Raw genomic sequence first — 20,390 nt, forward strand, 5'->3', positions numbered from 1 at the left:
TGGCGGGGTACGGCCGCGCCTCTGGCCTAGAACGTGATATGTTGCAACATCTGTAAGCCTCGGGATTGCGCTTGAGCCTGGCTGCCATGGGGCGCACAAGGCGTGCAAACGACGGCTATGCGGGAGAACAATCGTGGAGCATCTGACCAGGACCATCGCCGGCATCACCGGCAGGGGCGCACGGCAGCTGTTCATCGATGGCGACTGGCGCGCGGCGACGGGCACGGTGCAGAACCAGGTAATCGCCCCGCATACCGAAGAGGTATTGCTGAGCTATGTCGAGCCGTCGGCAGAGGATGCCGATGCAGCGGTGGCGGCGGCGCGGCGCGCCTTCGATGACGGCCCGTGGCCGCGCATGGCGCCGGAGGAACGTGGTGCGTACCTCACCCGCGTTGCAGGCCTGCTGCGCGCCCGGATGCCGGAGTTGGCCGAAGCGTGGACCGGGCAGGTCGGTGCCGTGCTGGGCTTCACGAGCAAGGCCAGCCACCAGGTGCCCGGCCTGTTCGACTATTATGCCGGGCTGACCCGCACCTACCCCTTCGTGGAGGAACGCACGCGCTCTGCCGGTGGCAAGGTGCGCGTGGTGGCGGAGCCGGCGGGCGTGTGCCTGGCGGTCACACCGTGGAACGCCCCGCTGGTGCTGCTGACCTACAAGGTGGCAGCCGCGCTGGCGGCGGGCTGCACGATGGTGGCCAAGCCGAGCCCGGAGACGCCGATCGATGCGCATATCCTGGCCGAATGCCTGGCCGAGGCCGGCCTGCCCGCGGGCGTGTTCAACCTGCTGCCGGGCGGCCGCGAGATCGGCGACCACCTGGTCCGCCATCCGGGCGTGGACAAGATCAGCTTCACCGGATCCACCGCGGCCGGGCGGCACATCGCCGGCGTGGCGGCAGAGCGGCTGGCGCGGGTCGGGCTGGAGCTGGGCGGCAAGAGCGCGGCGATGATCCTGCCGGATGCGGACATCGCGACCGTGCTGCCCAGCCTGGTGCCTTATTCCATGCCGATCACCGGGCAGGTCTGCTTCTCGCTGACCCGCGTGCTGGTGCCTGCCAGCCGCAAGGAGGAGATCGTGGACGCCTATGCCGGGATGGTCGGGCAGGTGCAGCTGGGTGATCCGTTTGCCGCCGGCACCGGCATGGGGCCGCTGGCGATGGCCCGGCAGCTGGAGCGGGTGCAGAGCTATATCGACCGCGGCCAGGCGGAAGGCGCCACGCTGCATCGCGGCGGCGGGCGGCCCACCCACCTTGATCGCGGCTTCTTCATCGAGCCGACGATCTTCACTGATGTCGAGCCCGGCATGGCAATTTTTCAGGAAGAGATCTTCGGGCCGGTCGTCTCCTTCATCACCTATGCCGACGAGGCGGACATGATCGCCAAGGCGAATGCCACAGAGTATGGCCTGCACGGCGCGGTCTACACCGCCGATCCGGAGCACGGCTACGCCATCGCGCGCCAGTATCGTGCCGGATCGGTGACCATCAACGGAATGATCGTGGACATCGAGATGCCGTTCGGCGGCTTCAAGCAGTCCGGCATCGGGCGCGAGGGCGGGGTCGAAGGGCTGGCAGGCTATACCGAAACCAAGGCGATCTACTTCGCCTGAGCCGGCGCCGAAATTTCGTTCCCGCGACCGGCCCCAAGAAAAACTTCCTTCCCCGCCGCTGGTCGCGCCATCACACAGGCGCAAACATCCCCAGCGTGGTAGACAATGGATTTCAGTGTTCTCGACTTTTCGACCCTGCTGCCCTTCATTGCGGTCGGGTTTGCCGCGCAGCTGGTGGATGGCGCGCTGGGCATGGCCTTCGGCGTCATCTCCTCCACGCTGCTGATCAGCGTCCTGGGCGTGCCGCCGGCAACGGCATCCGCCGGCACGCACATCGTGGAAACCTTCACCACGGGCGTGTCGGGCATCAGCCATGCGCTGCACCGGAACATCAACTGGAAGCTGTTCGGCAGGCTGCTGATCCCCGGTGTGATCGGCGGCGCACTGGGCGCCTATGTGCTGACATCGCTGGATGCGGCGGTCACGCGGCCGTTCATCATGGCCTACCTGACAGCGATCGGCCTGTACCTGCTGTATCGCGGGCTGGGCTTCCCGCTGAAGCCCAAGGAGCCGCGCATCGTGGAGCCGCTGGGCTTGGCCGGCGGGTTCCTGGATGCGGCCGGTGGCGGCGGCTGGGGACCGGTGGTGACGTCCAACCTGCTGATCCAGGGATCGCCCCCGCGCACCACGATAGGCACGGTGAACGCGACGGAGTTCTTCCTGACCGTCACCATCTCGGCCAGCTTCCTGTTCCACCTGGGCACCGAAGGGTTCGATGCGGCCTTCCTGAACCCGGTGGCCGGGCTGCTGATCGGCGGCGTGGTGGCCGCACCCTTCGGCGCGCTGGTGGCCAAGCGCGTGCCGGCCAAGAAGCTGATGGTGCTGGTCGGCATCATCCTGACGCTCACCAGCGCCTACGGGGTCTACAGCGCGCTCACTGCCTGAGCGCGCTGTAGCGGAGGCATCACCCGGTCACGCCGGCCGCGGCCAGCACGGCCAGGGTCAGCACGTCGGGGGCGATGGCGGTCATCGGGGCGATCTGCACCGGCTTCTCCATGCCCAGCAGCACCGGCCCGATCGTGGCATTGCCGCCCAGTTCGCGCAGCAGCTTGGCCGACAGATTGGCCGATTGCAGGCCTGGCATGATCAGCACGTTGGCAGGGGCGGACAGGCGGCTGAACGGATATTGCGCCATGACCTTGGGGTTGAGCGCAGCATCGGGCGCCATCTCGCCTTCATATTCGAAGTTTGGCTGTTCCTTGTCCAGGATCTGCACCGCATCGCGGATGCTTTCCAGCCACTTGCCGGCCGGGTTGCCGAAGGTGGAATAGGACAGGAACGCCACGCGGGGCTCGTGCCCCATCCTGCGGGCAAAGGCGGCCGTTTCCGTTGCGATATGCGCCAGTTGCGCCGCATCGGGCCGTTCGTTGATGGTGGTGTCGGCCAGGAACACGGTGGTGTTCTTGCCGATCATCGCATGCACGCCGAACGGCAGGTGGCCGGGCTTCGCGCCGATCACCAGCTGCACTTCGCGGATCGTCTGCGCGAAGGGGCGCGTGGTGCCGGTGATCATGGCGTCGCCCACGCCCAGCGCCACCAGCGCGGAGGCGAAGACGTTGCGGTCCTGGTTCACCAGCCGGCGCACGTCGCGCTCGGTATAGCCGCGGCGCTGCAGCCGGGCATACAGATGCTCCACCATGGCAGGCACATGGGCGGAGGTGGCGCTGTTCTCGATCTCGTACTGGTCGGGGAACGGCACGCCCAGCTCCAGCAGCTTGTCGCGCACCGCCTGCGTGCGGCCGACCAGCACGGGCGTGCCATAGCCGAAATCGCGGAACTGGATGGCGGCGCGCAGCACGACCTCCTCCTCCGCCTCGGCGAAGATCACCCGCTTGGGGTTCTTCTGCGCGTCTTCGTATACCTTGGTCAGGATGGAGGTGGTGGGGTTCAGCCGCGCCTTCAGCGAGACCTTGTACGCCTCCAGATCGGCGATCGGCGCCTTGGCCACGCCGCTGTCCATCGCCGCCTTGGCGACGGCTGCGCTGACCGTTTCCATCAGGCGCGGATCGAACGGTGCCGGGATGATGTACTCGGTGCCGAACCGGTGGTTGCGGCCATAGGCGGCGGCAACCTCCTCCGGCACCTGGTCGCGCGCCAGGGCGGCGATGGCCTCGGCCGCGGCGATCTTCATCTCTTCATTGATGGTGGTCGCCTGCACGTCCAGCGCGCCGCGGAAGATGAAGGGAAAGCCCAGTACGTTGTTGACCTGGTTGGGATAGTCCGACCGGCCGGTGGCGATGATCGCATCCGGGCGCACGGCCTTGGCGGCTTCGGGGCGGATCTCCGGTTCCGGATTGGCCATGGCGAAGATGATCGGCTTGGGCGCCATGTCGGCGACCCATTCGGGCTTCAGCGCACCGGCGGCGGACAGGCCCAGGAAGATATCGGCGCCCTTCAGCGCCTCCTCCAGCGTGCGCGCTTCTGTGTCGATCGCGTGCGCGCTCTTCCACTGGTCCATCGACTGCGTGCGACCGCGATAGATCACGCCATCGAGATCGAGCATGGTGACATTATCGTGCCGCACGCCCATCCCCTTGATCAGGGCGGCACAGGCGATAGCGGCGGCGCCAGCGCCGTTCACCACCATCTTCACGTCCTTCAGCTCGCGCCCGGTCAGGTGGCAGGCGTTCAGCAGGCCGGCGGTGGCGATGATGGCGGTGCCATGCTGGTCATCGTGCATCACCGGGATCTTCATCCGCTCGCGCAGGGCCTGCTCGATGATGAAGCACTCGGGGGCCTTGATGTCTTCCAGGTTGATGCCGCCGAAGGTCGGCTCCATCAGCGCGACGGCGTTGATGAACGCTTCCGGATCCTCGGTATCCAGCTCGATATCGATCGCATCCACATCGGCGAAGCGCTTGAACAGCACCGCCTTGCCTTCCATCACCGGCTTGCTGGCGAGTGCGCCCAGATTGCCCAGCCCGAGGATCGCCGTGCCGTTGGAGATCACCGCCACCAGGTTGGACCGGGCGGTGTACAGCGCGGCGCAGGCCGGATCGGCGGCGATCGCCTCCACCGGGACGGCCACGCCGGGGGAGTAGGCGAGCGACAGGTCGCGCTGCGTCGCCATCGGCTTGCTGGCGATGATCTCGATCTTGCCCGGCCGGATCGTGGAATGGTAGAACAGCGCCTCGCGCGCGGTGAAGCTGTTATTGGTGGTGTCGGGCAAGGTATCTCTCCATTCGCCCCAGGTCCGTAGCGCGCCCGTCCGCCCGGGGGAAGGGTGCTGCGGCTTGGACGCTATTCCTCCAGCTCCACATCCCAGTACAGCCAGTCCCGCCAGGTGTCGTGCAGGTGGCCGGGCGGGAAGGAGCGGCCATGCTGCTGCAGCTGCCAGTTGGTGGGCCGGTGGGGCCGCAGCCGCAGCGCCATGCCGGCCTGCGCCGGCGTGCGCCCGCCTTTCTTCATGTTGCATGGCGCGCAGGCCGTGCTGATGTTTTCCCAGGTGGTGCGACCGCCCAGCCGCCGCGGGACCACATGGTCGAAGGTCAGGTGCCTGGAACTGCCGCAATACTGGCAGGCGAACCGGTCGCGCAGGAACAGGTTGAAGCGGGTGAAGGCCGGAAACTCCGACGGCCTGACGAATTGCCGCAGCGCGATGACGCTGGGGATCTTCATGTCGAGCGAAGGCGAATGCACGTGCCGGTCATATGAGGCGACGATGTCCACCCGTTCCAGGAACACCGCCTTGATCGCGGTCTGCCACGGCCACAGGCTGAGCGGGTAGTAGGACAGCGGCGTGTAATCGGCGTTCAGCACCAGCGCCGGGCAGCTTTCCAGCGCGCGCAGCCCGCGTTCCGGCGTGCGGAACGCATTGGCGCGATCGATCAGTTCAGCCTTGAACACGTGACGGTGTCCTCCCTGACGGCTCCGAAAGGATCATTTGCGCCGCAAAGCGTCAAGGGTGTTACACACCGGCAATCCACAAAGGTGTGAACAGTTTATCCACAGCCGGTTCGGGGAAATGCCGGTGTGCCCTGACCCGCATTGTCGCTTGTGCGACCAAATGGCCCCGCTTATAGGCGCGCCAGCCTGCACCGGCCGGGACACGGGATCAGGCGGGGCCATGTCGCGGGCGCCCTCCCCCGGTCGGACAGTGGCATGCGGACGGCATGCCGGCAGGCTGGGCGGAGTGGACGCGAATGGCCTCGATTTCGGGCGACGACATCGACATTCTTGCCAAGGCCAAGCGCGCCTTGGACCGGGACTATGCGCCCGGCGACCACGAAGAATACATGTCGCCGCAACAGCTGAACTACTTCCGCGTGCTGCTGCTGGAATGGAAGCGCTCGATCCTCAGCGCGTCCGAGAACACGCTGCAATCGCTGCAGGACGGCCCCATGCGGGAAGCCGACCTGACCGATCGCGCCAGCAGCGAGACGGACTGGGGCATCGAACTGCGCACCCGCGACCGGCAGCGCAAGCTGATCGCCAAGATCGATTCCGCCATGCGCCGGATCGACGAGGGCGATTATGGCTGGTGCGAGGTGACGGGGGAGCCGATCGGCATCAACCGGCTGATCGCCCGGCCTATCGCGACCATGACGGTGGAAGCACAGCAGGCGCATGAACGGCGCGAAAAGATCAGCCGCGACGACTGACCGCCGGGTGCCCGGATTGGCCAGGAAAGGCACAACAGCTGCCTTCGCGGTCGATTCGACGTCAATCGCGGTCTGCGCGCATGGCGCATTGACCAAAGGTTAACTATATCCCTGCCATTGATGCGCGGGAGGCGCACGGTATCATTGGGGGCGAATGATCGGAGGCAGGCACAGCCCGGCCTGGACCTCCGTACCGGGCGCTTAGGGAGCATGAAATCGCGATGACCAATGTCGACACACGCCAGGTGCAACGGGACAGCATGTTCCTGCTCGCCCGTCTCCGCGTGGAGGAGGACGGAACGGAGCATCAGGTCCGGGTCCGCAACCTGTCTGCCGGCGGCATGATGGCGGAAGGCCAGGTCGACGTGGTGCGCGGCACCGCCATCAGCGTGGAACTGCGCAACCTGGGCTGGGTTCGCGGTGCCGTCGCGTGGCGGCAGGATGGACGGTTCGGCATCGCCTTCGCGCAGGAGATCGATCCGTCGGTGGTGCGCGTGCCGGTTGCCGGCAAGGCGGACGAACTGGAAAGCCCGCGCTACACCCGCACGCCTGCGTCCGTCACGCCCACGATCGATCCCACCAAGCTGCGCCGCGTCTGACACCGCCTGACCCGCCGGCAGGTGGCGGGTGGTTGAACCGGCCGCAGCGCCCGCTTAAGCGGTTCGGCATGGCGCGTGCCCTTCCCCCTATTGCCGCACTGCTGCTGCTGGCGGCCGCTCCGCTGCTGTCCGCCTGCGGCGGCCCTGCGGAAGGCGCACTGGACATCGCCTTCGTGGATGGCGGTGCGACCGTCGACAATCCCGATCCCGCGCGTGACCTGCGCCTGACCTCTGCCGCATCGCACATGCGGGCCGCCACCGAGACCGGGCTGGTGACGCTGAACGCCGCGGGCGAGGTCGTGCCGGCACTGGCCGACCGCTGGATCGTGACGGAGGACGGGCTGTCCTTCATCTTCCGCCTGCGTGACGGGGAATGGCCGGATGGCAGCGACCTGACGGCGGAAAGCGTCCGGCGGCGGCTGCGCAGCGCCCTGCGGCGGCTGGACGGCACCCCGTTGGGACTGGACCTCAGATCCGTAGCCGATGTGCGGGCAATGGCCGGCCGTGTGGTCGAGATCCGGCTGGCCGCGCCCACGCCGTATCTGCTGCACCTGCTGGCACAACCGGAGCTGGTGCTGGTGCATGAAGGCGGCGGTACCGGCGACATGGTGCTGGAACAGCAAGGCCGGGCCGCGGTGCTGGTCATGCGTCCGCCGGCCGCGCGCGGCCTGCCCGAACAGGCCGACTGGTCCGATCATGTCCGGCCGCTGCTGCTGCGACCCATGACCATCCAGCAGGCGCTGGCCGGTTTTGACGAAGGATCGATCGATCTGGTGCTGGGCGCCGGGATCGCGGACTGGCCGCTGGCCAACACCGGCCCGCTGTCGCGTGGCACGGTGCGGCTTGACCCGGTGCTGGGGCTGTTCGGCCTGCATGTGCGGCATGCCGAAGGTCTGCTGGCGACGGATGCGGGGCGCGAGACAGTGGCGCTGGCGGTGGACCGGGCTGCCCTGATCGAACCGTTCGGGATTGGCGGCTGGACCCCGACGAACCGCATGGTGGCACCCGACCTGCCCGCCGATCCGGGGCTGGTGGGCGAACGCTGGGCCGCCGTGCCCATCGCGCAGCGGCAGGCAGCCGCCGCGCTGCGGATCGCGCGCTGGAGTGCGGCCAATGGCGGGCAGGCACCGCGCCTGACACTCGCACTGCGCCGGGCGCCGGGGCTCGACCGGCTGTTCGACACCCTCGCCGCGCAACTGGCGACCTCCGGCATCCGGCTGGAGCGGGTGGCGGCCGACGCGCCGGATGCCGACCTGATGCTGGTCGACCGGGTGGCACGGTACGGGGCACCCGAATGGTTCCTGCACCAGTTCGACTGTGGCGTTCAGCGCGCCGGCGGGCTGTGCGTGTCGGCCGCGGATGCCCTGGTCGCCCAGGCGCAGGCCGCATCCGACACAGCCGGTCGCACACGCCTGCTGGCGGAGGCGGAACAGGCGCTCGCCCAGGCGAATGTCTTCATTCCGTTCGGCCAGCCGATCCGCTGGGCGCAGGTGCGCAGCAGCATCACGGGCTTTGCCCCCAACGCCTGGGGCTTCCACCCCTTGCCGCCATTGGCAGAGATCATCAGATAGGGTCGATGGAAATCCAGCGCCCCCGCCCGATGCCCCGTATCAATCCGCTGAGCGGCGGACGTGACCCGCAGGCGGTGCGCGCGCGGGTGGAGGCGCTGGAACATCTGCTGGAGCGGGCCTTCACCGTGCCCGGCATCAACCGGCCGATCGGGCTGGACGCGATCATCGGGCTGGTGCCGGTGGCGGGCGACCTGGTTGCCGCCGCCATGGGATCGTACCTGATCTGGGAGGCGCGCAACCTGGGCATGTCGCGCTGGCAACTGGCGCGCATGGCCGGCAATCTGGCGCTGGATACCACCGTAGGGGCGGTGCCGGTGGCGGGCGACCTGTTCGACTGGCTGTTCCGGTCCAACACCCGCAACCTGCGCATCATCCGCCGCCATCTGGACAAGCACCACCCGATCATCGAACAGCGCTGACCCTTTCCGCAGCGGCCCGGACGCTGTAGCGGCACGCGATGGCCGACACCCCCACCCCCATGATGGCGCAATACCTCGCCCTGAAGGCGGAGGCCGGCGATTGCCTGCTGTTCTATCGCATGGGCGATTTCTTCGAGCTGTTCTTCGATGACGCCCGCATTGCCGCGCAGGTGCTCGACATCGCCCTGACCACGCGCGGCGAGCATGACGGCGCGCCGATCCCGATGTGCGGCGTGCCGGTCCATGCGGCGGAAAGCTACCTTGCGCGCCTGATCCGCGCGGGCAACCGGGTGGCGATCGCGGAACAGGTCGAGACGCCGGAGGAAGCGAAGAAGCGCCGCGGATCCAAGGCGCTGGTGGCGCGCCAGATCATCCGCTTCGTCACCGCCGGCACGCTGACGGAGGAGGCCCTGCTGGAGCCGCGGCGGGCCAACCTGCTGGTCGCGCTGGCCCCGGTGCGGGACCGACTGGGACTGGCCAGCATCGACATATCGACCGGCCGGATGGAGCTGGAGGAATGCGCCGCCGCCGACCTGCCGGCCACGCTGGCCCGCCTGGCGGCGAGCGAGGTGCTGGTGACCGAAGGCATGGAGGACGCCCCGGCGGGCGCAATCGCCCGGCCGCGTAGCAGCTTCACCAGCGAGACGGGCGAGCGGTTGCTGTGCGCGGCGCATGGCGTGGCGACGCTGGATGGCTGGGGCAGCTTCACCCGGCCGATGCTCGCGGCAGCCGGCGGGTTGCTGGCCTATCTCGACCATGTCGGGCGCGGTACCTTGCCACTGCTGCTGCCCCCGACGGCACGCGCCGCGACAGGCGCCTTGTTCATGGATGCCGCGACCCGCGCCTCGCTGGAGCTGACGGAGGCGCAGGGCGGCGGACGGGCAGGATCATTGCTGGCCGCAGTGGACCGCTGCGTCACCGGGGCCGGTGCGCGGTTGCTGTGCGACGACCTGTCCGCCCCGCTGGCGCAGCGGCCCGGGATCGAGGCCCGGCTGGACCTGGTGCAATGGTTCCATGCCGATCCGCTGATCCGCGCAGACCTGCGCGTGGCGCTGCGGTCGCTGCCCGATATCGGCCGGTCGCTTGGCCGGATCGTCGCCGGTCGCGGATCTCCACGTGATCTGGGCCAGCTGCGCGATGGCTTGTGCGAGGCCGCGTGGATCGCCGGGCTGTTGAGTCCGCGGCCCGACCATCCCGTGCTGCTGCGGCAATTGCTGCCGGCGCTGGCGGGGCATGATGCCCTGACCGATCTGCTGGCCCGCGCGCTGGTCGCCACGCCCCCGACGGAGCGTGGCAGCGGCGGCTTTATCGCGCCCGGCTATGATCCGGCGCTGGACGCCCTGCGTGACACGTCAGGCGATGCGCGCCGGGCCATCGCTGCGCTGGAGGCCCGTTACCGTACGGAAACCGGGATCGGTGCGCTGAAAATCCGGCACAACGGCGTGCTCGGCTATTTCATCGAGGTGCCGGCCAGACATGGCGAAGTGCTGCTGCATGGCGAGGGCAGCTTCACGCACCGGCAGACCACGGCCAATGCGATGCGCTTCAATTCGCTGACCCTGCACGAGGAAGCCAGCCGCATCGCCGAGGCCGGCGGTCGCGCGCTGGCGGCGGAGGAGGCGCATTTCGAAGAGCTGATCGAGCGGGCCTGCGCCGCGCGCGAGGCAATCGCCGGAACCGCGGCCGCCCTCGCTCGGATCGATGTCGCCGCCGGCCTCGCGGAGCGCGCGGGCGAAGGCGGCTGGGCCAGGCCCGGGCTGGCCGACGAGCCGTGCCTGACGATCATCGGTGGACGACACCCGGTGGTGGAGGAAGCGCTTGCCAAGGCAGGCGAGCGGTTCGTCGCCAATGATTGCCAGCTGGTGCCCGACGATCGGCTCTGGCTGATCGGCGGGCCGAACATGGGCGGCAAGTCCACGTTCCTGCGGCAGAATGCGCTGATCGCGGTGCTGGCCCAGGCTGGCAGCTTCGTACCCGCATCCTCGGCCCGCATCGGGCTGATCGACCGGCTGTTCAGCCGGGTCGGCGCAGCTGACAATCTGGCGCGCGGACGATCGACCTTCATGGTCGAGATGGTGGAAACCGCCGCGATCCTGTCCCAGGCGACGGAACGCAGCTTCGTGATCCTGGACGAGGTCGGCCGCGGCACATCGACCTATGACGGGCTGGCGCTGGCCTGGGCCGTGGCGGAGGCGATCCACGCCACCAACCGCAGCCGCTGCCTGTTTGCGACGCACTACCACGAACTCGCCCGGCTGGCCGAAAGCTGCGAGGCGCTGAGCCTGCATCATGTACGCGCACGGGAGTGGAAGGGCGATCTGGTCCTGCTGCACGAAGTCGCGCAAGGAGCAGCGGACCGGTCCTACGGCATTGCCGTTGCCCGTCTGGCAGGCGTTCCAGCGCCGGTATTGAAGCGCGCCAAGGGCGTGCTGGCGCGGCTGGAAAAGGGCCGTGCGGAAACCGGGGGGCTGGCAGCTGGTCTGGGCGAACTGCCCCTCTTCGCGGCCGCGCTGGAGGCGGCGGAGGAACGATCCGACGCCTTGCGCGAACGGCTCGGCAGCCTTGATATCGACACCCTGTCCCCCCGCGACGCGCTCGATCTGCTTTACGAATTACGGCGCCTGGCGGGGGAATAGGTCGGGGCGGGACTAGCTGTCGTCGCTTGGCAGATCGGGGTCGACCTTGCTGTCGTCCCCGTACTTGTCCTCATTGTCGTCGTGATTGTCCTCGCCAAGATAGGCGCTCATGTCGATCCGGCCCGACTGTTCCATGTCGCGCATGTGATCGACCAGATCCTGCGTGGAATCATCCATCAGGTCGCTGTCATTATCGGACTTCCTGCTGTCGAGCGGGCTGGCGGCACGACCTTCGCCCTCCAGCGCCTCGTCGGCAACCGTATGGGTCTGCTCGCTTTCGTCATCCTGCTCGCTATTGGCCAGTTCAGGTGCGTCTTCGCCGGTGAGACGGTCGATCATGGTAGGTCTCCTTTGTGAGGGGACAACCCGGACCGGCCATCGCACGTTCCCTCCCTTCAGCGGGTGGGCACCTTCTCGTCGCCCGACCAGTCGTAGAAGCCGCGTCCGGTCTTCTTCCCCAGCCATCCGGCATCGACATATTGCACCAGCAGCGGCGCCGGCCGGTACTTGGTGTCGCCGGTGCCGGTGAACAGCACGCGCATGATCTCCAGACAGGTGTCGAGCCCGATAAAGTCGGCCAGTTCCAGCGGTCCCATCGGATGATTGAGGCCGAGCCGGCAGCCGATGTCGATATCCGCGATGCCCGCTGTGCCGTTGCCCAGCACGAACACCGCTTCGTTGATCATCGGCATCAGCACGCGATTTATGATGAAGCCGGGCGCATCCTGGCTCAGCACCACCTGTTTGCCGAGCTTCTCCGCAAAGGCGCGCATCTGCGCGACCACCTGCGGATCGGTGGCGAGGCCCGGGATCAGTTCCACCAGCTGCATCACCGGCACCGGATTGAAGAAGTGCAGGCCGATGAAGCGGGCAGGATCGGGCACGCTGGCCGCCATGCGGGTGATGGAGATGGAGGAAGTGTTACTGGCCAGCACAGCATCGGGCGCCAGCACCTTGGCCGCTTCGGCGAAGATGGCGTGCTTGATGCTCTCGTTCTCGGTCGCGGCCTCAATGATGAGCGCGGCCTGCGCCATGGGGGCATAGTCGGCGGTGGGGGTGATGCGCTCCAGCGCTGCGGCGGCGGCTTCGGTGCTCAGCTGGTCCCTGTCCACCAGCCGCGCCAGCCGCTTGCCGATACCGGTCCGGGCCTTGTCGGCGATGGCCAGGTCGCGGTCGGCCAGGAACACGCGCGCGCCGCTGACGGCCGCGACCTGCGCGATCCCTGCGCCCATCTGCCCCGCCCCGATGATGCCGATCGTGTCCACGCTTGTCTCCTGCCAGCCGTCGCGCCGCACCCTAGCGGCGGGTCGCGCGGGGGCAAGCCTAGCGGTTGAACAGCAGCAGCAGCGCCACCACGACGATCGCTAGCGCCTGATACTTGATGCGGTTGAACATCATCTTGTTCTGCCGCTCCTGCAACTCGACCAGGTTGGTGGAATCGCCACTCTCCAGGTCGATCTTGGTCGTCTGCATGAAAGCGACGATCCCGCGCACCATGGATACGACCACCAGCACGGCCAGGATGATGATCACGATGACCAGAAATGTATTCATGAATAGCACCCTACGCTTCGCGCCAGATGGAGGCCAGCCGGAAAGCGGCCGGCGCGCAGATCCGCGGCAAGCGCCGGCCCGTCCTCCCCGGCATGCCGCAGGTCGCTCAGCGCCGGGGAGCCGCGCCGCTTTGCCAGCTTGCGCCCATCCGCTTCCGCCAGCAGGCCATGATGATGCCAGCGCGGCACCGGCAGGTCGAGCAGCGCCTGCAGCAGTCGATGGACATGGGTGGCGGCGAACAGGTCCAGGCCCCGGGTCACCAGGGTGACACCGTCGGCAGCATCGTCCAGCGTGGCGGCAAGATGGTAGCTGGCGGGCGTGGCCGCGTCCTTGCGCACCAGCACGACGTCGCCGAGCAGGTCGGGCCGTGCCTGCTGCTCTCCCGCCAGCGCATCGTGCCAGGTCAGCGGGCCCGTGCGGCGGAGCCCCTCCGCCACGTCCAGCCGCCACGCGGCGGGGGCGGATGGATCGGTCACGCCATTGCGGCAGGTACCGGGGTAGACTGGCCCATCCGCACCGATCGTGCCGGCAGCCTGCGCAATCTGCGCGCGGGTACAGGTACAGGGATAAAGCAGCCCTTCGCCGCGGAGCCGTTCGGCCGCGGCGCGATAGCTGTCGAGGCGCGCCGATTGCTGCGGCACTTCAGCCCATGCCAGGCCCAGCCAAGCGAGATCTGCCCGAAATCCGCTCGCCAGGTCCACGCGGGAACGCTCGCCATCGATATCCTCGATGCGCAGCAGGAAGGCGCCGTTCGCACCGGCGAGATCATGGGCCCTGATCGCGCTGTAGGCATGACCCAGATGCAGCACGCCATTGGGGCTGGGGGCAAAGCGGGTAATTTCCGGCAAGGGGATCAAGCCTTGCGGAAGGGAGTGCGGGCATCCAGCACCAGCTGGTCGGCTGCGATACCGGCCCGCTCGTGCTCCAGATAATCGGCAATGGCGCGGCGAAAACCGGGATCGGCGATGAAGTGCATCGACCAGGTCTGCACCGGCTCGTAACCGCGCGCCAGCTTGTGCCCGCCCTGTGCCCCTGCCTCCACCCGGGTAAGGCCGCGGGAAATGGCATGATCGATTGCCTGATAATAGCACAGTTCGAAATGCAGGAACGGCTTGTCCACGACGCACCCCCAGTACCGCCCATACAGCGCATCCGGACCGATGAAGTTCAACGCGCCGGCGATCGGCTGACCCTCTACCAGCGCGAACAGCAGCAGGACATGCTCGCCCATTCGCTGCCCCAGAAGGCTGAAGGCCTCTCGGGTCAGGTAGGGCTGGCCCCACTTGCGAGCGCCTGTATCCTGATAGAACACCCAGAAGGCGTCCCAATGCGCTTCGGTGATCTCGTCCCCGGTGAGCGCCTGGATGGTGACGCCCTCCTGCGCCTTGGCCCGTTCCTTGCGCAGGTTCTTGCGCTTGGCACTGGAAAGCTCTCCCAGGAAGTCATCGAAGGTGGAATAGCCGCGGTTCGTCCAGTGAAACTGGATATCGCTGCGCCCCAGCCAGCCCGCCTGCTCGAACAGTGGCAACTGCGCCGGCTCCACAAAGGTGGCGTGCGCACCCGAGATGTCGTTCTGCATGCACAATTGCTCCGCCGCGCGCAGCAGTGGAGCGGCATAGGCGTCATCGCGCACCAACAGTCGCGGGCCGGTGGCGGGCGTGAACGGCGCGGCGATCTGCAGCTTGGGGTAGTAATCGCCGCCAGCCCGCTCCCATGCATCGGCCCAAGCGTGATCGAACACGTACTCGCCCTGACTGTGCGCTTTCAGGCACGACGGGAGCGCACCCAGCAGCGTGCCCTCGCCATCCTCCAGCAGGATCGGCGCCGGGCTCCAGCCAGTGCCCGGACCGATGCTGCCTGATTCTTCCAGCGAGGTGAGAAAGGCATGACGGGTAAACGGGTTGGCCCCGGCCAGTGAATCCCACCGGTCGGCATCGATAGAGGTGAAGCTGGGGGCGAGGCGGGCGACCAGGTCAGGCATGCATGATCGAAACTGGGGACTGCCCGCCCGGATTGCGAGACCGCTGATCAGTCGCGCAAGGCGAAGATCGCATCGACCTCTACTGCGGCGCCGAGCGGCAGGGCCGGCACCCCGACCGCGCTGCGGGCATGTTTGCCTGCTTCGCCGAACACCGCCACCATCAGGTCCGATGCACCATTGGCGACCTTGGGCTGGTCGGTGAAATCCGGAGTCGAGCTGACGAATGCGCCCAGCTTCACCACACGATCCACCCGGTCCAGCAGGCCGGCGGCGTCCAGCTGCGCCAGGATCATCAGCCCGCAGGCACGCGCGGCATCGCCGCCCTGCTCCGTCGCGATGCTCTCCCCCAACCGGCCGGTCACCAGCTGGCCATCAATGAAGGGCAGCTGCCCCGACAGGTGGACCATGTTGCCGACCACCACCAGTGGCACATAGGATGCCACCGGTGCGGCGGCCGTGGGTAGCGTCAGGCCGAGTTCGGCGATGCGGGCGTGGATGGTCATGCAGGCTCCTTCCGGTGAAGATTGTCCAGCAGCCATGGCACTGCGTCGGCCCAGTTGTCGATCCGGGCATGCGCATGGCCGGCACTCAACGCACAGGGCACTTGCCCCGCAATCGCCGGCTCGCCGCAGAAATGCAGCCGGCCGACAAGCGGCGCATGTTCGGCAGCAGAGGCATGGTGCTGCGCCAGATCGTCGATGAAAACGGCGCGAGGCGCGCCATGCTCGTCCATGATCTGCCGGATGCGGGCGCCCTTCGGCCCCTGATTGGTGAAGACCGGCACATCCACGCCGAAGGCCCGCAGCTGCGCGGTCCGGGCTGCGCCGAAGCGGTCCTGCAGATTGGTGAGGATGACCACGTCCGCCTCGCGCTGCAACTCGGCGATCGCCTCCAGCGCACCTTCGATGGGAGTCTGGCGCGGCATTTCGGTATCGAAGAAGTCGTTCAGCAGCAGCCACATCTCCGCTTCTTTCAGTACCGCGGCGTCACGCCGCATGGACTGCGCGAAGGAGGCACCCGTCAGGTCGAAGGTGACGCCGTGCTCGGCGTCCAGCCAATCGCGGAAATGCCGCACCATGTGCAGCAACACCTCGTCGCAATCGGAAATGACCAGTGGACGCGGCATCAGCAGGGCAGTCGCCGCCGCGCGCCGGCTAGCTGTTCCGGCATGATGCCCAGCGCATCGGCCGCCCCTTCCAGATCCGGCTCGTGCGCGGAAAGGAAATCCAGCACCGCGGCCTGTGTAGGGCATTCGGCGATGGACGTGCGCAGGGCATCGGGCGTCAGGCCGGTCAGATCCAGGAAGCGTTGCGCCCGCAGGCTGTCGCCCAGCAACCAGGCAAGTGCGCCCAGCGCCAGCTCGGCCGGGTCGTGCGGTTCAGGTGATGATGTGCGCAGCATGAGACCCGCTCCCGTGGTTCAGGTGCGGGCCAGATGGGGTATCGCAACACGCTTGTCGAGGCGGGGCACGTCACGGCCATGCTTGACATGGACCGCGCCCGCCGCTTTGCCCAGCCCATCAAGCTAGCGAAAGACATGCCATGGACCGCGCCGCCATCGACAGCCGTATCAGAACGCTGATCGAACCTTTCAACAAGAAGGATGTCGCCATCACCGATGCAACGACCTTTGCCGGCGATCTGGAATTCGACAGCCTGACAGTGATGGATTTCGTCGCCGAGATCGAGGACGAGTTCGACGTCATCATCAGCATGAACCAGCAGGCCGAGATCGAGAATTACGGCCAGCTCGTCACCGCGGTCGGCACCCTGGCAGGGAACGACGCCTGATGAGCGAGGGTGTGAGCGAGGCCGACCGGCCCGAGGTGCTGGCGGGCGCGGGCCCCGATCTGTTCAGCAAGTTTGATGGCGTGATCGGCATGCGCACCGCTCTGCTGGACAGCGGCGTCACCGATCCGTTCAACCTGGTGATGGAAAAGGTGCTCAGCCCGACACGCGCCATTTGCAGCGGGCGGGACACGATCCTGCTGGGCACCTACAATTACATGGGCATGACCTTCGACCCGGACGTGATCGCCGCCGGCACGCAGGCACTGGCGGAATATGGCAGCGGCACCACCGGCAGCCGCGTGCTGAACGGTACCTACCAGGGCCATCGTGAATGCGAGGACGCGCTGCGCGAGTTCTACGGCATGGATCATGCCATGGTGTTTTCCACCGGCTACCAAGCCAATCTCGGCATCATCAGCACGATGGCCGGAAAGGGCGACTACATCGTCCTCGACATCGACAGCCATGCCAGCATCTGGGACGGCTGTGCACTGGGCAATGCCGAGGTCGTGCCGTTCAAGCACAATGACATCGACGCCATGGAGAAGCGCCTGCGCCGCATCCCGGAAGGGGCCGGCAAGCTGGTCATCCTCGAGGGCGTCTATTCCATGCTGGGCGACATCGCCCCGCTCAGGGAAATGATCGCCGTCGCCAAGAAGTACGGCGCCATGGTGCTGGTGGACGAGGCCCACTCCATGGGCTTCATCGGCCCGAACGGCCGCGGCGTAGCCGAAGATCAGGGCGTGCTGGACCAGGTCGATTTCGTGATCGGCACCTTCAGCAAGAGCGTGGGCACGGTTGGCGGCTTCTGCGTCAGCAACCATCCCAAGTTCGAGATCCTGCGCCTGGTCTGCCGTCCTTATGTCTTCACCGCCAGCCTCCCGCCTTCCGTGGTGGCGACGGCGGCGACCAGCATCCGCAAGCTGATGCACGGCGCGGACAAGCGCGCGCGGCTGTGGCGCAATTCGCGTACCCTGCATACAGGGCTGCTGGAACAGGGTTTTCGCCTCGGCACTTCCGAAACGCAGAGCGCCATCGTGGCCGTGATCATGCCGGACTTGGAGCGGGGCGCGATGATGTGGGAAGCGCTGTTGCGCGAGGGGCTCTACGTCAATCTTGCCCGGCCGCCAGCCACGCCCGCCAACATGACGCTGCTGCGCTGTTCGCTCTGTGCCGAGCACAGCGAGGATGAAGTCGAGACCATCCTCGGCATGTTCCAGCGGGCCGGCAAGGCGGTGGGCATCATCTGAGCCGGCCCGCCCACTGCAATCAGCGGGCGGCTGCGGCCGCGTATTGCTGATCCAGCAACGGCCGCAGCCCTGCAAGATCATAGCCAGCCGCGGATGCACGGTCCTGCAGCTCAGCCGGATGACGCCCGGCGCGAGCCTGGGCCAGCGCCCACAGCATGGTGGAGCGCGTGCCGGATCGACAATAGGCCAGTACCGGTCCGTCCGCCTGCCCGAGCGCCGCGGTCAGCCGCTCGACCTGGCTGGCCGAGAACCCCGCATGCGTCACCGGAATATCGACCCAGTCGAGCCCCAGGCGCTTGGCTTGATCCGCCAGGCTAGCGCCATCCGGCTGCCCGCTCTCCTCGTCATCGGGCCGGTTGTTGACGATCAGCCTGTAGCCTTGCGCCGCCGCCTGATCCAGGTCGCCCGGCTCAAGCTGCGGGCTGACGGCAAAGCCTGTCTCCACTTCGACTAACTTGCTCATCGGTCCTGCCTCAATCCTTCGTGCCGAAGACGGTACCCCGCCTCCGCTTCACCATGTTCAACAGCTCCACCATGACCGAGAAACCCATGGCCGCATAGATGTAGCCCTTGGGTACGTGGAAGCCGAACCCGTCGGCGATCAGCACCAGCCCGATCATGACCAGGAACGACAAGGCCAGCATGATCAGGGTGGGATTGTCCTCGATGAAGCGTGACAGCGGGTCTGCCGCGACGAGCATGATACTGACGGTGATGATCACCGCCGTTACCATGATCGGCACCTCGTCCGTCATGCCGACCGCGGTCAGGATCGAATCGATGGAGAACACCACGTCCAGCGCCACGATCTGTGCGATCGCCGCGCGCAAGGTCAGCTGGGTCACCGCTTTCGCAGCGCCGGGCAAGGTTTCTCCGCGCTGCTCCGGCTCCATGTTGTGATGGATCTCCGTTGTCGCCTTCCACAACAGGAACAGGCCACCAGCCAGAAGTATCAGGTCACGCCCGGAAAAGGCTGTCTCGAACGATGGCTGGCCATTGTAGCCGGGAGCGCCAGCCAGACCAAGATCGAACAGCGGTTCCTGCAAGGTGACGATCCAGCCGATCAGCAGCAGCAATGCGATACGCATGCCCAAGGCGAGACCAAGCCCGAGTCGGCGGGCGAACTGCTGCTGGTGCGCCGGCAGCCGATTCGACAGGATGGCGATGAACACCAGATTGTCGATTCCCAGTACCACCTCGAGAGCGATCAGGGTCAGCAATGCCAGCCAGGCGGCGGGATCGGTCAACAGTTCAAGATAGGGCATGTAGCCCTGATGCGCACTTGGCCGCAGGCAGGCAAGTCAAGAACGACGCGACCCGCTCGGCGCACGGGTCATTTTAATGCTTCGCACCGCCCCTGTTTGTAAGCTATAGCGGTCGGGTGGAGTGGCGGAGCATATGCGACGCTGCCCGCCGGTGACAATTCTATCCGCCGGGCAGTCACGGACGGAAAGCAAGGGTAAGTTCGGTACATGGGGTATGAAAAAGGTCGTCGCGGCCGGGGACGCGACAAGCGGGATGGCTTCGGCGAAGAAAGCTTCGACCCGTTCGGCGGCGGCTCTCCCTCGCGCTTCGGCGATGATGGATGGCAGGGCGGTGGCGGTGATCGCTTCGGTGGCGGCGGCGGCGGTGACCGATTCGGTGACAGCGGCGGGTCGCGCGGCGGCTACGGCGGCGGCGGTCGCAGCGGCGGTGGCGGCTTCGGCGGCGGCGGTGGTGGTGGCGGCTTCGGCGGCCCGCGCGGTCCTCGTCCCGGTGGCGGAGCAGGCGGCGGCGCTGGCGGCATGCCTGCACAGGTTGTCGGAGCTGGCCAGGGCAAGGTCAAGTTCTTCAACGCGCAGAAGGGCTTCGGCTTCATCCAGCGTGACGAAGGTGGTGCGGACGTGTTCGTCCACATCAGCCAGGTCGAGCGCGCTGGCCTGACCAGCCTTGCCGAAGGACAGGAAGTTGCTTTCAACCTGGTCGATCGCGGCGGCAAGATCTCTGCTGCCGACCTGCAGATCAGCGGCGACATCATCCCTGTCACGGAACAACCGGCGCAGGAAAGCGCGCAGCAGCAGCGCCAGCTGACAGGCGAGCGTGCTTCGGGCACCGTCAAGTTCTTCAACGCGATGAAGGGCTTTGGCTTCATCACGCGGGATGATGGCAAGGAAGATGCCTTCGTCCACATCAGCGCGGTGGAACGGTCGGGCCTGCCCGGCATCAACGAAGGTGATCGCTTCGAGTTCGATCTCGAGATCGACCGACGTGGCAAGTTCTCCGCGGTGAACCTGGTGCCTGCGCAAGGGTGAGTCGGGTGCTGGTCGGCTGACCAGCGCTTGCTTCCCTGCTGTCACAACCGCGTACATTACTGGCGGCTCTTCCTTCATGGGAGAGCCGCCATCAT

22 protein-coding genes are annotated in these 20,390 nt (G+C 67.1%); 10 read left to right on the forward strand and 12 right to left on the reverse strand.

Annotation, left to right across the window (positions count from 1 at the left end):
• Positions 1-133: 133 nt before the first annotated feature.
• Together PK98_RS10985 and PK98_RS10990 are read left to right on the forward strand one after the other, a co-directional pair.
• The gene (locus PK98_RS10985) at positions 134-1,603 is read left to right on the forward strand and encodes an aldehyde dehydrogenase (RefSeq protein ID WP_039096964.1); all 1,470 of its coding nucleotides are present in this window, start codon (positions 134-136) and stop codon (positions 1,601-1,603) included.
• Positions 1,604-1,708: 105 nt separating this feature from the next.
• Positions 1,709-2,488, forward strand: a complete 780-nt coding sequence (locus PK98_RS10990; protein WP_039096965.1) for a sulfite exporter TauE/SafE family protein — start codon at positions 1,709-1,711, stop codon at positions 2,486-2,488.
• Between the two features lie 19 nt (positions 2,489-2,507).
• On the opposite strand, the gene PK98_RS10995 is transcribed toward PK98_RS10990, so the two are convergent.
• On the reverse strand, positions 2,508-4,772 hold the full coding sequence (locus tag PK98_RS10995) for an NADP-dependent malic enzyme (RefSeq protein ID WP_039096966.1): 2,265 nt from the start codon (positions 4,770-4,772) through the stop codon (positions 2,508-2,510).
• 71 nt (positions 4,773-4,843) lie between these two features.
• Positions 4,844-5,449, reverse strand: coding sequence for an HNH endonuclease (locus tag PK98_RS11000; protein ID WP_039096967.1), 606 nt, complete (start codon positions 5,447-5,449; stop codon positions 4,844-4,846).
• 296 nt (positions 5,450-5,745) lie between these two features.
• Here PK98_RS11000 and dksA point away from each other — a divergent pair, with 296 nt between their 5' ends.
• The 5 genes from dksA (at position 5,746) to mutS (ending at position 11,429) form a co-directional block, all read left to right on the forward strand.
• The gene (gene dksA, locus PK98_RS11005) at positions 5,746-6,204 is read left to right on the forward strand and encodes an RNA polymerase-binding protein DksA (RefSeq protein ID WP_039096968.1); all 459 of its coding nucleotides are present in this window, start codon (positions 5,746-5,748) and stop codon (positions 6,202-6,204) included.
• Positions 6,205-6,425: 221 nt separating this feature from the next.
• Positions 6,426-6,803: a PilZ domain-containing protein gene (locus tag PK98_RS11010; RefSeq protein ID WP_039096969.1), complete on the forward strand. Its 378-nt coding sequence runs from the start codon at positions 6,426-6,428 to the stop codon at positions 6,801-6,803.
• 68 nt (positions 6,804-6,871) lie between these two features.
• Positions 6,872-8,374 carry an ABC transporter substrate-binding protein gene (locus PK98_RS11015; RefSeq protein WP_039096970.1) on the forward strand — a complete coding sequence of 501 codons (1,503 nt, stop codon included), beginning with the start codon at positions 6,872-6,874 and terminating at the stop codon, positions 8,372-8,374.
• A 5-nt stretch (positions 8,375-8,379) separates the two neighbouring features.
• Positions 8,380-8,793: a DUF4112 domain-containing protein gene (locus PK98_RS11020; protein WP_052208554.1), complete on the forward strand. Its 414-nt coding sequence runs from the start codon at positions 8,380-8,382 to the stop codon at positions 8,791-8,793.
• Between the two features lie 38 nt (positions 8,794-8,831).
• Complete coding sequence (mutS, locus tag PK98_RS11025) at positions 8,832-11,429, forward strand: DNA mismatch repair protein MutS (RefSeq protein WP_235425491.1); 2,598 nt, start codon at positions 8,832-8,834, stop codon at positions 11,427-11,429.
• A gap of 12 nt (positions 11,430-11,441) precedes the next feature.
• Here the strand turns inward: mutS and PK98_RS11030 are convergent, their stop codons facing one another.
• The 8 genes from PK98_RS11030 to PK98_RS11065 are packed head-to-tail and all read right to left on the reverse strand — an operon-like array spanning position 11,442 to position 16,365.
• Positions 11,442-11,768, reverse strand: a complete 327-nt coding sequence (locus PK98_RS11030; RefSeq protein ID WP_039096971.1) for a hypothetical protein — start codon at positions 11,766-11,768, stop codon at positions 11,442-11,444.
• 56 nt (positions 11,769-11,824) lie between these two features.
• Positions 11,825-12,694 (reverse strand): 3-hydroxyacyl-CoA dehydrogenase NAD-binding domain-containing protein, encoded by an 870-nt coding sequence (locus tag PK98_RS11035; protein ID WP_039097588.1) that lies wholly within the window; start codon positions 12,692-12,694, stop codon positions 11,825-11,827.
• Between the two features lie 58 nt (positions 12,695-12,752).
• Positions 12,753-12,983, reverse strand: a complete 231-nt coding sequence (locus PK98_RS11040; RefSeq protein WP_039096972.1) for an HIG1 domain-containing protein — start codon at positions 12,981-12,983, stop codon at positions 12,753-12,755.
• Positions 12,980-13,831: a tRNA glutamyl-Q(34) synthetase GluQRS gene (gluQRS, locus tag PK98_RS11045; RefSeq protein WP_152608642.1), complete on the reverse strand. Its 852-nt coding sequence runs from the start codon at positions 13,829-13,831 to the stop codon at positions 12,980-12,982. The genes PK98_RS11040 and gluQRS overlap by 4 nt, the downstream gene beginning before the upstream one ends.
• Before the next feature lie 5 nt (positions 13,832-13,836).
• Positions 13,837-14,964: a GNAT family N-acetyltransferase gene (locus tag PK98_RS11050; RefSeq protein ID WP_039096973.1), complete on the reverse strand. Its 1,128-nt coding sequence runs from the start codon at positions 14,962-14,964 to the stop codon at positions 13,837-13,839.
• 47 nt (positions 14,965-15,011) lie between these two features.
• The gene (locus PK98_RS11055; RefSeq protein WP_039096974.1) at positions 15,012-15,467 is read right to left on the reverse strand and encodes a RidA family protein; all 456 of its coding nucleotides are present in this window, start codon (positions 15,465-15,467) and stop codon (positions 15,012-15,014) included.
• Positions 15,464-16,090, reverse strand: a complete 627-nt coding sequence (locus PK98_RS11060; RefSeq protein ID WP_039096975.1) for an HAD family hydrolase — start codon at positions 16,088-16,090, stop codon at positions 15,464-15,466. Before PK98_RS11060 ends, PK98_RS11055 begins: the two co-directional genes overlap by 4 nt.
• Positions 16,090-16,365, reverse strand: coding sequence for a DUF3572 family protein (locus tag PK98_RS11065; protein WP_039096976.1), 276 nt, complete (start codon positions 16,363-16,365; stop codon positions 16,090-16,092). The genes PK98_RS11060 and PK98_RS11065 overlap by 1 nt, the downstream gene beginning before the upstream one ends.
• Positions 16,366-16,505: 140 nt before the next feature.
• On the opposite strand from PK98_RS11065, the gene PK98_RS11070 reads away from it, so the two are divergent.
• Both PK98_RS11070 and spt read left to right on the forward strand, forming a co-directional pair.
• On the forward strand, positions 16,506-16,754 hold the full coding sequence (locus tag PK98_RS11070; protein WP_039096977.1) for an acyl carrier protein: 249 nt from the start codon (positions 16,506-16,508) through the stop codon (positions 16,752-16,754).
• Positions 16,754-18,004, forward strand: a complete 1,251-nt coding sequence (spt, locus tag PK98_RS11075; RefSeq protein ID WP_052208556.1) for a serine palmitoyltransferase — start codon at positions 16,754-16,756, stop codon at positions 18,002-18,004. The genes PK98_RS11070 and spt overlap by 1 nt, the downstream gene beginning before the upstream one ends.
• A gap of 19 nt (positions 18,005-18,023) precedes the next feature.
• Here spt and PK98_RS11080 read toward each other — a convergent pair whose 3' ends face one another.
• Together PK98_RS11080 and PK98_RS11085 are read right to left on the reverse strand one after the other, a co-directional pair.
• Positions 18,024-18,467: a TIGR01244 family sulfur transferase gene (locus tag PK98_RS11080; protein WP_039096978.1), complete on the reverse strand. Its 444-nt coding sequence runs from the start codon at positions 18,465-18,467 to the stop codon at positions 18,024-18,026.
• Between the two features lie 10 nt (positions 18,468-18,477).
• Positions 18,478-19,269, reverse strand: a complete 792-nt coding sequence (locus PK98_RS11085; RefSeq protein WP_039096979.1) for a TerC family protein — start codon at positions 19,267-19,269, stop codon at positions 18,478-18,480.
• Between the two features lie 207 nt (positions 19,270-19,476).
• On the opposite strand from PK98_RS11085, the gene PK98_RS17515 reads away from it, so the two are divergent.
• The gene (locus PK98_RS17515) at positions 19,477-20,295 is read left to right on the forward strand and encodes a cold-shock protein (protein WP_039096980.1); all 819 of its coding nucleotides are present in this window, start codon (positions 19,477-19,479) and stop codon (positions 20,293-20,295) included.
• Positions 20,296-20,390 lie beyond the last annotated feature (95 nt).

This window comes from Croceibacterium mercuriale (genome assembly GCF_000802385.1).
Taxonomy (GTDB): domain Bacteria; phylum Pseudomonadota; class Alphaproteobacteria; order Sphingomonadales; family Sphingomonadaceae; genus Croceibacterium; species Croceibacterium mercuriale.

Coding starts and splice junctions, on each gene's coding strand:
- dksA (WP_039096968.1), top strand. CDS start 5,746: ATGGCCTCGATTTCGGGCGACGACATCGACATTCTTGCCAAGGCCAAG.
- spt (WP_052208556.1), top strand. CDS start 16,754: ATGAGCGAGGGTGTGAGCGAGGCCGACCGGCCCGAGGTGCTGGCGGGC.
- PK98_RS11010 (WP_039096969.1), top strand. CDS start 6,426: ATGACCAATGTCGACACACGCCAGGTGCAACGGGACAGCATGTTCCTG.
- PK98_RS11080 (WP_039096978.1), bottom strand. CDS start 18,467: ATGAGCAAGTTAGTCGAAGTGGAGACAGGCTTTGCCGTCAGCCCGCAG.
- PK98_RS11015 (WP_039096970.1), top strand. CDS start 6,872: ATGGCGCGTGCCCTTCCCCCTATTGCCGCACTGCTGCTGCTGGCGGCC.
- PK98_RS11060 (WP_039096975.1), bottom strand. CDS start 16,090: ATGCCGCGTCCACTGGTCATTTCCGATTGCGACGAGGTGTTGCTGCAC.
- PK98_RS11020 (WP_052208554.1), top strand. CDS start 8,380: ATGGAAATCCAGCGCCCCCGCCCGATGCCCCGTATCAATCCGCTGAGC.
- PK98_RS11030 (WP_039096971.1), bottom strand. CDS start 11,768: ATGATCGACCGTCTCACCGGCGAAGACGCACCTGAACTGGCCAATAGC.
- PK98_RS11055 (WP_039096974.1), bottom strand. CDS start 15,467: ATGACCATCCACGCCCGCATCGCCGAACTCGGCCTGACGCTACCCACG.
- PK98_RS11085 (WP_039096979.1), bottom strand. CDS start 19,269: ATGCCCTATCTTGAACTGTTGACCGATCCCGCCGCCTGGCTGGCATTG.
- PK98_RS10990 (WP_039096965.1), top strand. CDS start 1,709: ATGGATTTCAGTGTTCTCGACTTTTCGACCCTGCTGCCCTTCATTGCG.
- PK98_RS11040 (WP_039096972.1), bottom strand. CDS start 12,983: ATGAATACATTTCTGGTCATCGTGATCATCATCCTGGCCGTGCTGGTG.
- mutS (WP_235425491.1), top strand. CDS start 8,832: ATGGCCGACACCCCCACCCCCATGATGGCGCAATACCTCGCCCTGAAG.
- PK98_RS11065 (WP_039096976.1), bottom strand. CDS start 16,365: ATGCTGCGCACATCATCACCTGAACCGCACGACCCGGCCGAGCTGGCG.
- PK98_RS11070 (WP_039096977.1), top strand. CDS start 16,506: ATGGACCGCGCCGCCATCGACAGCCGTATCAGAACGCTGATCGAACCT.
- PK98_RS11050 (WP_039096973.1), bottom strand. CDS start 14,964: ATGCCTGACCTGGTCGCCCGCCTCGCCCCCAGCTTCACCTCTATCGAT.
- PK98_RS17515 (WP_039096980.1), top strand. CDS start 19,477: ATGGGGTATGAAAAAGGTCGTCGCGGCCGGGGACGCGACAAGCGGGAT.